Below are 11,893 nucleotides of genomic sequence, written 5' to 3' on the forward strand. Positions count from 1 at the left end.
TCGCTCGCTCGGCGCCCGTGCGGTGGGCGTCTCGCGTCAGCCTAACCGCGACGGATGCCGCGCCGCGACGGTTCGGCCGCGACGGGGTCTCGTCAGGCCGAGGCCGGGCGGGCGCGACCGACGATGCCCGCGCGCTGCAGCAGCAGGTACAGCTGGCAGCCCAGGCACAGTCCGAAGACGGCGTTGAGGAAGGCGGCGACGAAGGCGGCCGCGGCGGCGACGGTGAGCCCCCACGGCACGCCGAGCAGGTGCAGCGCGAGCCCGACGACAGAGACGAACAGGCCGACCCCCTGCGCGAAGCGCGGCGGGCGCGGGTCCTCGAGCTCCTTCGGGGGCGCGAGGCGCGGGGCGACGGCGGTGCGGTACAGCGCACCCCACGGCGCCGTGCGGGGCGACAGGACGCCCCAGAGGAACAGGAGCGCGATCACGAGCAGGAGCAGGAAAGCCGGGTCGAGCACCCGATCCGACAGCGAGGCGGACGTGATCGCCCAGTCGGCCGCGGTCTGCGCCGTCGACAGCCCGGTCAGTCCGAGGAAGACGTCGATCAGCAGCAGCACCGCGGTGATGCCCGCGACGAACCGCGGGCCGCGGGGGTCGATACCACGCTGCGGTGGCCGTCCCATCGGGGCATCCGCCCCCTCAGACATTCGCGTCCTCGGCGATCAGCCGGTTGAGCTCCAGCTCGAGCACGTCGCGGCTCGGGGCGCCGCCGAAGCGCGTCTGCACGATGCCATCGCGGTCGAGCACGAGCGTCGTCGGCGTCTGCAGCACGTGGAAGTGCTTGGCGATGTCGGGGCGGTGTGTCAGATCGACATCGAGGTGACGCACGCCCGGGTGGCCGTCCGCGATGTCGGCGAGCGTGCGATGCACGCCCGGGCAGCGCGCGCACATCTCGGTGCTGAACTGCAGCAGCGTCGCGACTTCGCCGAGCCCGTCGGCGCCCAGCCGGGCGGGCTCGATGACCTCGTGCTCGACGTTGTGACGTGCGCGGGGCTGGCGCCAGTTCACGAACACGCCGATCGCCACGGTCACCGCGAGAAGCGCGGCGAGGGCGATGAGGGCTCCGACCAGGGTCACAGCAGATCAGGCTAACCCTTTTCGCCTGCGTGGGGGCCGAAAGCGCCAATGTGTCGCGTTCGCCGTAACACGGACGGTCGCATGAGCGGGCAGCGGCGCGGCCCCGACCCGCGCGGCGCGGGCCGCGGGTATCGTGGCAGCCGTGACGACGCCGATCCCGACCCCGTACGAGGACCTGCTGCGAGACGTGCTCGAGAACGGCACGCACAAGGACGACCGCACCGGCACCGGCACCACCAGTGCCTTCGGGCGCCAGATCCGCTTCGACCTCTCGCAGGGCTTCCCTCTCATCACCACCAAGCGCGTGCACTTCAAGTCGATCGCGTACGAGCTGCTGTGGTTCCTGCGCGGCGAGTCCAACGTGGCCTGGCTGCAGGAGAACGGCGTCACGATCTGGGACGAGTGGGCGGATGCCGAGGGCGAGCTCGGCCCCGTCTACGGCGTGCAGTGGCGGTCGTGGCCGACGCCGTCGGGGGAGCAGATCGATCAGATCGCGCTCGTGCTCGACCAGATCCGCGCGAACCCGGATTCCCGGCGGCTGATCGTCTCGGCCTGGAATCCCGCCGACATCCCGGACATGGCTCTGGCGCCCTGCCACGCGCTGTTCCAGTTCTACGTGGCCGACGGCAAGCTGTCGTGTCAGCTCTACCAGCGCAGTGCCGACCTGTTCCTCGGCGTCCCCTTCAACATCGCCTCCTATGCGCTGCTGACCCTCATGGTTGCCCAGCAGGCGGGCCTCGAGCCCGGCGACTTCGTCTGGACCGGCGGCGACTGCCACATCTATGACAACCACCTCGAGCAGGTGCGCGAGCAGCTGACCCGCGAGCCGTTCCCGTACCCGGCGCTGCGCATCGCCCGCACTCCCGACTCGATCTTCGACTACCGCTACGACGACTTCGTGATCGAGGACTATCAGCACCACCCCGCGATCCGCGGCGCCGTCGCGGTATGACGGCTCCGATCGGCCTCATCTGGGCCGAGGCGCATCACGGCGTCATCGGCGCGCAGGGCGGCATGCCGTGGCACGTCCCCGAAGACCTGGCGCACTTCAAGGCCCTCACACTGGGTGCGCCGGTCGTGATGGGACGCCGCACGTGGGAGTCGTTCCCGGCGCGGTTCCGCCCGCTGCCGGGCCGACGGAACATCGTCATCACCCGCCAGGAGGAGTGGGCTGATGCCGGCGCCGAGCGTGCCGGCTCCCTCGACGCCGCCCTCGCCCTGGCCGCCGAAGGCGAACCGGAGCGGATCTGGGTGATCGGCGGCGGGCAGCTCTTCCGCGACGCGATCGACCTCGCCGATCTCCTGGAGGTCACCGAGCTCGATCTCGAGGTGGCCGGCGACACCCAGGCGCCGGATCGGAGCGGCTGGCGCACGACATCGGTCGACCCTTCCGAGGGGTGGCACACCTCGCGGTCCGGCATCCGCTATCGCTTCCTGCGGCTGGTGCCGGCGCATGAGCAGGCCGAGCGCTCGCGCCAATAGGCTGGCGCGCATGGCGAAGACGGCGCTCATCACCGGCGCGAGCTCTGGGCTCGGCGCGGAGTACGCGAGGCAGCTGGCGGCGAAGGGCGCCGATCTGGTGCTCGTGGCCCGCGACAAGCAGGCGCTCGAGCGGCTCGCGGTGGGGCTGCGCTCGACGTACGGCGTGGAGGTCGACGTCCTCGCCGCCGATCTGCTGAAGCGCCGCCAGCGCGAGAAGGTCGAGGCGCGCGTCGCCGACGAGACACGGCCCATCGAGATCCTCGTGAACAATGCCGGGTTCGGGCTGCCGCTGGCATTCGAGGCGAACGACATCGAGGACGAGGTCGGCCACCTGCACCTGCACGTCGAGGTGCCGATGCGCCTGACGCACGCCGCGCTGGGCGGGATGCTCGCCCGGGGCCACGGACGGATCGTGAACGTCGCGTCCGTCGCGGCGTTCATCCCGCGGTCTACGTACGGCGCCTGCAAGGGCTGGCTCGTGAGCTTCAGCCGCTGGGCGAACGGGCGCTACGGGCCGCGCGGGGTGACGGTGACAGCGGTGTGCCCGGGCTACACGCACACCAACTTCCACGAGCGCCTCGGCCTCGCTCCGGGCGAGGAGGGGGTCTCCGACCTGATGTGGCTGGACGCGCGGGATGTGGTCGCGGAGTCCCTGCGCGACGCCGCCCGCGGCAGAGCGGTGTCGATCCCTTCCCGCCGGTACAGGGTGCTCGTGGCCCTCGCACGCTTCGCCCCGCCGTCGCTGGCGGCCCGCATCGGCGAACGCGGGCGGTAGGGCGCCGGGCCCGGCCGCACGCGACGGGCGCGGCATCCGGATAATCTGAAGTCATGACGCATACGGGCAACCCTTTCGGACAGGTGCTCGTCGCGCTCGTCACTCCCATGACGGCCGACGGCGAAGTCGACTGGCCCGCTGTCGAGAAGCACATCGACGACGTCATCACCGCGGGCGCCGACGGCATCGTCGTCACCGGCACCACCGGTGAGACGTCGACCCTCACCGATGCGGAGAAGATCCGCCTCGTGGAGGTCGGAAAGGATGTCGCGGCCGGCCGGGCGAAGATCATCACGGGCGGTGGGTCGAACGAGACCGCGCACGCGATCGAGCTCTACAAGGCCAGTGAGAAGGTGGGCGCCGACGGCATCATGATCGTCACGCCGTACTACAACAAGCCCACGCAGGCCGGCATCCTCACGCACTTCCGCCTCGTCGCCGACGCGACCGATCTGCCGGTGATCCTGTACGACATCCCGGGCCGCACCGGCGTGCCGATCCGGTACGAGACGATCCTGCGCCTCGCCAAGCATCCGAACATCCTCGCCATCAAAGACGCCAAGGGCGACTTCAGCGAGGTGAGCCGCGTGCTCAACCAGACCGACCTGATGTACTTCTCCGGCGACGACGCCAACGTGCTGCCGCACCTCTCGATCGGCGCCACGGGCCTCATCGGCGTGACGGCGAACATCGCGCCCGCGCCGTACCGTGCCATCGTCGACGCCGTGAACGCCGGCGACCTGAAGACCGCGACGGCCGCGCACATGCAGCTCGAGCCGCTCGTGCGCGCGGTGATGACGCACGTTCCCGGCACCGTCTCGGCGAAGTACATCCTGCACGGCCTCGGCCGCATCGGCAGCCCGCGCGTGCGCCTGCCGCTCGTGGGGCCCGAGGAATGGGAGGCCGCCAAGATCGAGGACGAGCTCGCCCTCGTGACGGACGTGCCCGGCGCAGACTTCTCGAACTTCCGCCCCGACCGCAACGCCGCCGCCGGCGGTGCCCTGCCGAAGGTCTCAGGCACCACGAGATGACGACCGTGCCGTCGCCGATCGGGCGATGGCACGCTGATGAACGGATGCCGCGCATCCGGAGGAGGCTTCACAATGCCCACCACCCCGTACGACCCGCCCGAGCTCGCAGCGGGAACCCTCCGGATCGTCCCCCTCGGGGGCCTCGGCGAGGTCGGCCGCAACATGACCGTCTTCGAATACGGCGGCAAGCTGCTGGTCGTGGACTGCGGCGTCCTGTTCCCCGAGGAGCACCAGCCCGGCGTCGACCTGATCCTGCCGGACTTCGAACCGATCAAGGGGCGCCTCGACGACATCGTCGGCGTCGTGCTCACCCACGGCCACGAGGACCACATCGGTGCGGTGCCGTACCTGCTGAAGCTCAAGAGCGACATCCCGATCGTCGGCTCGGGCCTGACCCTCGCGCTCACCGAGGCGAAGCTCAAGGAGCACCGCATCCGGCCGTACAGCCTCACGGTGACCGAGGGGCAGCGAGAGAACCTCGGTCCGTTCGAGCTCGAGTTCATCGCGGTGAACCACTCGATCCCCGACGCGCTGGCCGTCGCCATCCGCACGCCTGCGGGCACCGTGCTGGCGACCGGCGACTTCAAGATGGACCAGCTCCCGCTCGACGGACGCCTCACCGACCTGCGCGCGTTCGCGCGGCTGGGGGAGGAGGGCGTGGATCTGTTCCTCGTCGACTCCACGAACGCGGACGTGCCGGGTTTCACCCCGCTCGAGCGCTCGATCGGGCCCGTGCTCGACCAGGTCATCGGCAAGGCTCCGCGGCGGGTGATCGTGGCGAGCTTCTCGAGCCACGTCCATCGCGTCCAGCAGGTGCTCGACGCCGCGGCCGCCCATGGCCGGCGCGTGGCGCTCCTCGGCCGCAGCATGCTGCGCAACATGACCATCGCCGAGGACCTCGGCTACCTCCACGTGCCCGAGGGCGTGCTGATCGACTACAAGAAGGCGCGCGACCTCCCCGAGGACCAGATCGTCTACATGTCGACCGGCTCGCAGGGCGAGCCGATGGCCGTGCTCAGCCGCATGGCGAACCTGGACCACGCGATCGAGCCCGGCCCCGGCGACACCGTGATCCTGGCGTCCAGCCTCATCCCGGGCAACGAGAACGCCGTGTACCGCGTCATCGACGGGCTCACCAAGCTCGGGGCGAATGTCGTGCACAAGGGCAACGCCAAGGTGCACGTCTCGGGTCACGCCGCCGCCGGCGAGCTCCTGTACTGCTACAACATCCTGAAGCCGAAGAACGTGCTGCCGGTGCACGGCGAGTACCGCCACCTGATGGCGAACGCGCGCCTCGCGCAGGACACCGGGATCGCGCCAGAGCGCACGCTCCTGGCGGAGAACGGCACCGTCATCGACCTCAAGGACGGTGACGCGCACATGGTCGGCCAGCTCGACCTGGGCTTCGTCTACGTGGACGGATCCACCGTGGGCGAGATCACGGATGCCGACCTCAAGGACCGCCGCATCCTCGGCGAAGAGGGCTTCATCTCAGTGATCGTCGTCGTCGACGCGTCGACCGGCAACGTGATCTCGGGACCGGAGGTGCACGCCCGCGGCTTCGCCGAGGACGACGCCGTCTTCGAGGACGTCAAGCCCAAGATCGCCGCCGCCCTCGCCGAGGCCGCCAAGTCGGGCGTCCGTGATCCGCACGCGCTGTCGCAGATCGTCCGCCGCACGATCGGCCGCTGGGTGAACCAGTCGCTGCGTCGCCGGCCGATGATCGTGCCGCTCGTGATCGAGGCGTAGCGAGATCCGTCTCGCCGAGACCGGGGATCATCGCCGATACGGAGGGCGTCGCCCACGGTCTCGGCGGGAGTCCCCGGTGTCGAGGGCGCAGCGGCGTCACGTAGCGTGTTCGTCCCGGTCGCAAAGCCGGTGCCGGCGAGGAGGGCAGCCGATCGGTCGCCGCTCGTTATCGCGTCGTAACGTGCGCGCCGTACCATCGGCCCCGTGGCCTCCTCATTCCGCGTCCGCCCCGCCGTGCCGGCCGACGGCGCGTTCCTGGGCGACATGGTCGTCGAGGCGGCGAACTGGCGGCAGGGCGGCGCACGGCCGCGGCATGAGGTCATGGACGGTGCGGATCACCGGCGCTACGTGTCCGGCTGGATGCGCCCGGGCGATGCCGGCTTCGTGGCGGAGGACCTGAACGGCGAGCCCGTGGGCGCCGCCTGGTATCGGATGCTTCCCCGCAGCGATCCGGGTTTCGGGTACGTCGGAACGGGCGTCCCGGAGTTGATCATCGGCGTGCGCCCGATCTGGCGGGCCCACGGCGTCGGGCGCGCCCTGCTGCAGCGGCTGTGCGAGCACGCGGGCGCCCAGGGCTTCGCGCGCATCAGCCTGAGCGTCGAGCGCGGCAACTTCGCGTCGACCCTGTACCGCAGCGAGGGCTTCGCCGTGACGCAGAGCAGCTCTGGTCGCGACACGATGGTGAAGCGGCTGCGCTGAGCTCGCGGGCCTCCTGCGGCTCGATCGGCAGCCGTCCACGACGCCGCGCGTCGCATGCCCGGGCGGCGTGGTTGCGCCCGAATGTCGGGCCGCCGCCGTAGCGTGGAGGGATGGCCAGGAGCTCAAGCCCGACCAAGGGTTCGCGCGCGTCTTCGAACGCGTCGACGAGTGCGCGTTCGAACGCGTCGTCGACGGCCCGTAAGCCCGCAGCCTCCAAGCCGGCCCCCGCGCCCAAGCGCTACGTCGATCAGCCGGAACGGCCCCCCGTCATCGTGCGGGCATGGCTGGGCCTCGCCCATGCGACCGGCGGCCTGTTCCGCGCCTTCGGACCCGAGACCCTCGAGAAGGATCAGCGCCGCGACGGCTTCCCGTTCCTGCTGGTGCTGCTGGCGATCGCCGGCGCCGTCAACGAATGGTTCTTCATCGGCAGCGAGGTCGCGAAGACGATCAGCGCCTACACGGTGGGCGCACTGATCGGCCGTGAGGCCTTCGTGCTGCCGGTGCTCCTGCTGATGCTCGCGGGCTGGATGTTCCGGCATCCCTCGTCCGTGCACGACAACGGCCGCGTCGGCATCGGCTTCGGACTGCTGCTGGTCACGATCGCCGGGTTCTGCCACGTCGCCGGGGGTCGTCCCCAGCCGAACGAGGGCCTTCCGGCGCTGAGCGAGGCGGGCGGGCTCTTCGGATGGATGCTGGGCGAGCCGCTTGCGATCGTGCTGACCGATGTCGGCGCGTACATCGTGCTGTCGCTACTGGCCGTGCTCAGCGTCCTGATCATCACCAAGACCCCGCCGAACCGCATCGGCCGCCGTCTCGGCGAGCTGTACGCGTGGATGTTCGGCGCCGAGCCGCGGGAGGAGAAGGCGACGGGTGCCGCCGACGCCGCCGCGGAAGACGACGGCGATCCGTCGATCCCGTTCTGGCGTCGCAACAAGACCGGCCGTGAGAAGGACCCCGAGGATGGGCTCGGATCCCAGGACCTCACCGAGCTGCTGACGGCAGGCTCGACCCAGGGCGGGTTCGAGCAGGCCATCGTGCCGCCCGTCACACCGCCGCCCGCGCCGGCTGCGGAGGCGCTCACCGAGGTCATCGATCCCGCCGTGCTGTCGGCGGCCAAGGCGGCCACCTCGTCGCGCACGTCGCTGCGAGACGACGCCCAGGTCATCGAGGACGACGGCACGCTTCCCGGCCTCGACGGCATCGGCTCGAGCACCGCGGTCGACTCGCCCTCGGCGCCCTACCGGCTGCCATCGGTCAACGCGCTGGCCGCCGGCTCGCCGCACGTGGCCCGCTCGCAGGCGAACGACGACACGGTCCGCGCGATCACCAGCGTGCTCGACCAGTTCTCGGTGGATGCGCGGGTGACGGGGTTCTCGCGTGGTCCGACAGTCACCCAGTACGAGATCGCGCTCGGCCCGGGTGTCAAGGTCGAGCGCATCACCGCCCTCACGAACAACATCGCGTACGCGGTCGCCTCGAACGAGGTGCGCATCCTCGCGCCGATCCCCGGCAAGAGCGCGATCGGCGTCGAGATCCCGAACATCGACCGCGAGATCGTGACGCTCGGCGACGTGCTCCGCTCGACCACCGCGACCAACCAGACGCATCCCATGACCATCGGCGTGGGCAAGGACGTCGGTGGCGGCTACGTGGTCGCCAACCTCGCCAAGATGCCGCACCTCCTCGTGGCCGGCTCGACCGGCTCGGGAAAGTCGAGCTTCGTCAACTCGATGATCACGAGCCTCCTGATGCGCGCCAAGCCCGCCGACGTGCGCATGGTGCTCATCGACCCCAAGCGTGTCGAGCTCACGTCGTACGCCGGCGTGCCGCACCTCATCACCCCCATCATCACGAATCCCAAGAAGGCCGCCGAGGCGCTGCAGTGGGTCGTGAAGGAGATGGACATGAGGTACGACGACCTCGCCTCCTTCGGCTTCCGCCACATCGACGACTTCAACAAGGCGGTCGTCGCCGGCGAGATCACCCTTCCGCCCGGCAGTGAGCGGGTTCTCAAGCCCTACCCGTACCTCCTCGTGGTCGTCGACGAGCTCGCCGACCTGATGATGGTGGCGCCGCGCGACGTCGAGGACTCGATCGTCCGCATCACCCAGCTGGCCCGGGCCAGCGGCATCCATCTCGTCCTCGCGACGCAGCGGCCCTCCGTCGACGTCGTCACGGGCCTCATCAAGGCCAACGTGCCCTCGCGGCTCGCGTTCGCGGTGACGAGCGTCACCGACTCCCGCGTGATCCTCGACCAGCCCGGCGCCGATCGCCTGATCGGCCAGGGCGACGGCCTGTTCCTGCCGATGGGCGCCTCCAAGGCCATCCGCGTGCAGGGCGCGTGGGTGAGCGAGAAGGAGATCGAGTCGGTCGTCAAGCACGTGACGAACCAGGCGCGTCCCGAGTATCGCGCCGACGTGGCTGCGGTGGCCGAGAAGAAGGAGATCGATGCCGACATCGGCGACGATCTCGAGCTCCTGCTGGCTGCCGCCGAGCTGGTGGTCTCGAGCCAGTTCGGGTCGACGTCGATGCTCCAGCGGAAGCTGCGCGTCGGCTTCGCCAAGGCCGGGCGTCTCATGGACCTCCTCGAGTCGCGCGAGGTCGTCGGCCCCTCCGAGGGATCCAAGGCCCGCGACGTGCTCGTGACCGTCGAGCAGCTGCCGTCGGTGCTCGCACGCATGCGCGGCGACGACGTGCCCGCCGCGGCGCCTGCCCCTTCCGCGGCTCCGCCCGCTGCGCCCGCTGACGATCGGTACGGAACGGATGCCGTGGGCTCTCAGTACGACGGCTACCCCGTGGTCGAGGGCGAAGACGGCTCCGAGGACGCGTGGGGACTGACCGGCCGCGACTGATCGGCCCCGCGCTCGGGCGGGCTCGCCCGCGCGGTGTGCGCCGATAGGCTCGGGCCATGGCGATCCCCCGGCAGCTGCCCAACGCGATCACGATCGTGCGCATACTCTGCGCGCCGGTCTTCCTGTGGATGCTCCTGGCCGACGGGGGAGCGGACGGGGCGCTGCGCTGGTGGGCCGCTGCGCTGTTCATCGTGGCGATCGCGACCGACGGGATCGACGGCTACCTCGCGCGCAAGCACGACATCGTGACCGATCTCGGCAAGCTCCTCGACCCGATCGCCGACAAGGTGCTCACGGGTTTCGCGTTCATCGGCCTGTCGATCCTCGGCGAGCTGCCGTGGTGGATCACGATCGTCGTCCTGATCCGCGAGATCGGCATCACGGTGTACCGCCTCATGGTCGTGAGCGACCACGTGCTCGCGGCGGCCTGGATGGGCAAGCTCAAGACCCTGGCGCAGAGCGTCGCCCTGTCGCTCGCGCTCCTTCCGCTGTGGACGCTCGTCGGCGACTGGATCTTCTGGGTCAACGGCGTGCTCATGACGATCGCGGTGATCCTCACGATCGCCAGCGGCATCGACTACATCGTCACCGAGCTGCGCGCCGCGCGCGCGAAGCGGAGGAGTGCGTGACAGACGCCCCCGCAGGCCGGGCAGCGAGTGCCCAAGGGCGCGAGGGGCCGCAGCCCAGCCCTGACGCCGTTGCGGTGCTGGGGCGGCTGAGCGTCCGCGGCTGGTCGATCGCGGCCGCCGAGTCGCTGACCGGCGGACGCGTGACGGCGACGCTCGTCGACGTGCCCGGCGCCTCCGCGCACGTGCGAGGAGGGATCGTCGCGTACGCCACGGAAGTCAAGGCGAGTCAGCTCGGCGTCGATGCTGCGCTGCTGGCCGAGCGCGGCCCCGTGGATCCCGAGGTGGCCGCACAGATGGCGGAGGGGGTGCGACGCGCGCTGCGCGCCGACGTCGGCCTCGCGACGACCGGCGTCGCCGGTCCCGATCCGCAGGACGGCAAGCCGGTCGGCACCGTCCACGTCGCCGTCGCGACGCCCGAGACGGTCGTCGTCTCGACCCTTTCGCTGTCCGGATCGCGCGACGCGATCCGCACGCAGGCCGTGCACGGCGTGCTGGAACTCGCGCTCACCGTTGTCTGAGGCATCCGGGATCCGTCGTTCCGGCTTCGGGAACAGACGGTGTTTCGTCTCGGTTACATTCGGTGATTCCCACCCATTGCCCAGTTGTCGGGATTAGATTGGCATCATCCGGTGCTGTACTGTTGGGCACCCGGAAGACGGTGGAATCAGAAGTGAGGAGGGGCCCTGATGATCCTGGTACGTCAAGAAATCGGTGAAGTGCTTCGTGATTTCCGCCAGCAGAAGGGGCGCACCCTCCGCCAGGTCGCCAGTCGCGCGAGTGTCGCGCTGGGCTATCTGAGCGAGGTCGAGCGCGGCCAGAAGGAGGCCTCGAGCGAGATCCTCGCCTCGGTGGCCGAGGCTTTGGACGTCCCCATCTCGACGATCATGCGCGAAGTCGGCGATCGCATCTCGGTGCTCGAGGGCATCCAGACGTTCCCCGACGTGGTCCCCGACGACCTGGTCGCCTCGGTCGACGCCGAGCTCTCGCTGCGCTGATCCGGCTCCCTCACCTGCAACCGACCTCAGGAACCGACGATCGCCATGCGCCGCAGTGAGTTCGACCGCGCGGTCGCGGACGAATTCGGCGCGCGTGCCAGCGCCGTCGTGAACGATCTCTTCCTGTCGAGGGTCGGCGGGCGCACCGCGGCGCAGGCGATCCCGGCGGGCGTCGACCCGCGCGAAGTCTGGCTTGCGCTGTGCGACGAGCTCGACGTTCCCGCCGAACGCCGCTACGGCGTCGGCCGGCTCGAACCGCGTCGCCGCTGACCCGCTCTGCGCCGTCTTCGGGCGGCCGCTCCGCGCCGTCTTCGGACGCACGCTTCGCGACGTCTTCTGACGCCCGCTTCGCGACGTCTTCTGACGGCGGCCTGCGGCGTGTCATCGCCCGTCGAACACGGCGTGTCATCGAATAAGTGTTCGAGAACGGCGTAGGCTCCTGCACAGCAGGTGTCGAGAGCTTGTTGTCCACGGACCGGTAAGGAGCGAAGACGGATGTCGGAGCCCCTCCCTAACGTGAACAGCGTCGAACGACACCTCACGCCTTGTCGCAGCATCCGTCCCACCGGGCCGGAGCGCGACAGCCTACAGGCGACGGAACGCG

At 70.2% G+C, this 11,893-nt stretch carries 13 protein-coding genes; 11 read left to right on the forward strand and 2 right to left on the reverse strand.

Annotated elements, in window-relative coordinates; all coding sequences use genetic code 11:
* Positions 1-92: 92 nt before the first annotated feature.
* Both VIP82_RS14535 and VIP82_RS14540 read right to left on the reverse strand, forming a co-directional pair.
* Positions 93-623, reverse strand: coding sequence for a DUF4395 domain-containing protein (locus VIP82_RS14535; RefSeq protein WP_331909826.1), 531 nt, complete (start codon positions 621-623; stop codon positions 93-95).
* A 16-nt stretch (positions 624-639) separates the two neighbouring features.
* Positions 640-1,077, reverse strand: a complete 438-nt coding sequence (locus VIP82_RS14540; protein ID WP_331909828.1) for a TlpA family protein disulfide reductase — start codon at positions 1,075-1,077, stop codon at positions 640-642.
* A 142-nt stretch (positions 1,078-1,219) separates the two neighbouring features.
* Here VIP82_RS14540 and VIP82_RS14545 point away from each other — a divergent pair, with 142 nt between their 5' ends.
* The 11 genes from VIP82_RS14545 to VIP82_RS14595 all read left to right on the forward strand — a co-directional run bounded on the left by VIP82_RS14545 (position 1,220) and on the right by VIP82_RS14595 (position 11,559).
* Positions 1,220-2,029: a thymidylate synthase gene (locus VIP82_RS14545; RefSeq protein ID WP_331909830.1), complete on the forward strand. Its 810-nt coding sequence runs from the start codon at positions 1,220-1,222 to the stop codon at positions 2,027-2,029.
* A complete protein-coding gene (locus tag VIP82_RS14550) occupies positions 2,026-2,559 on the forward strand; it encodes a dihydrofolate reductase (RefSeq protein WP_331909832.1) in 534 nt (177 codons plus the stop codon). Before VIP82_RS14545 ends, VIP82_RS14550 begins: the two co-directional genes overlap by 4 nt.
* A 10-nt stretch (positions 2,560-2,569) precedes the next feature.
* The gene (locus VIP82_RS14555; RefSeq protein ID WP_331909834.1) at positions 2,570-3,334 is read left to right on the forward strand and encodes an SDR family NAD(P)-dependent oxidoreductase; all 765 of its coding nucleotides are present in this window, start codon (positions 2,570-2,572) and stop codon (positions 3,332-3,334) included.
* A gap of 53 nt (positions 3,335-3,387) precedes the next feature.
* Positions 3,388-4,365 carry a 4-hydroxy-tetrahydrodipicolinate synthase gene (gene dapA / locus VIP82_RS14560; RefSeq protein WP_308869785.1) on the forward strand — a complete coding sequence of 326 codons (978 nt, stop codon included), beginning with the start codon at positions 3,388-3,390 and terminating at the stop codon, positions 4,363-4,365.
* Between the two features lie 72 nt (positions 4,366-4,437).
* Entirely contained in the window at positions 4,438-6,114 is a 1,677-nt protein-coding gene (locus VIP82_RS14565) for a ribonuclease J (RefSeq protein WP_331909836.1), read from the forward strand.
* Between the two features lie 204 nt (positions 6,115-6,318).
* Positions 6,319-6,813 carry a GNAT family N-acetyltransferase gene (locus tag VIP82_RS14570; RefSeq protein WP_331909838.1) on the forward strand — a complete coding sequence of 165 codons (495 nt, stop codon included), beginning with the start codon at positions 6,319-6,321 and terminating at the stop codon, positions 6,811-6,813.
* 110 nt (positions 6,814-6,923) lie between these two features.
* Complete coding sequence (locus tag VIP82_RS14575; RefSeq protein WP_331909840.1) at positions 6,924-9,665, forward strand: FtsK/SpoIIIE family DNA translocase; 2,742 nt, start codon at positions 6,924-6,926, stop codon at positions 9,663-9,665.
* Between the two features lie 56 nt (positions 9,666-9,721).
* The gene (pgsA, locus tag VIP82_RS14580; protein ID WP_331909842.1) at positions 9,722-10,294 is read left to right on the forward strand and encodes a CDP-diacylglycerol--glycerol-3-phosphate 3-phosphatidyltransferase; all 573 of its coding nucleotides are present in this window, start codon (positions 9,722-9,724) and stop codon (positions 10,292-10,294) included.
* Complete coding sequence (locus VIP82_RS14585) at positions 10,291-10,812, forward strand: CinA family protein (RefSeq protein WP_414684682.1); 522 nt, start codon at positions 10,291-10,293, stop codon at positions 10,810-10,812. The genes pgsA and VIP82_RS14585 overlap by 4 nt, the downstream gene beginning before the upstream one ends.
* A gap of 168 nt (positions 10,813-10,980) precedes the next feature.
* Positions 10,981-11,289 carry a helix-turn-helix domain-containing protein gene (locus tag VIP82_RS14590; RefSeq protein WP_308869790.1) on the forward strand — a complete coding sequence of 103 codons (309 nt, stop codon included), beginning with the start codon at positions 10,981-10,983 and terminating at the stop codon, positions 11,287-11,289.
* 45 nt (positions 11,290-11,334) lie between these two features.
* Positions 11,335-11,559: a DUF3046 domain-containing protein gene (locus VIP82_RS14595; RefSeq protein ID WP_331909844.1), complete on the forward strand. Its 225-nt coding sequence runs from the start codon at positions 11,335-11,337 to the stop codon at positions 11,557-11,559.
* Positions 11,560-11,893: the final 334 nt, after the last annotated feature.

Origin of the sequence: Microbacterium sp. (genome assembly GCF_036566905.1) — a bacterium.
In the GTDB taxonomy this organism is placed as follows: domain Bacteria; phylum Actinomycetota; class Actinomycetes; order Actinomycetales; family Microbacteriaceae; genus Microbacterium.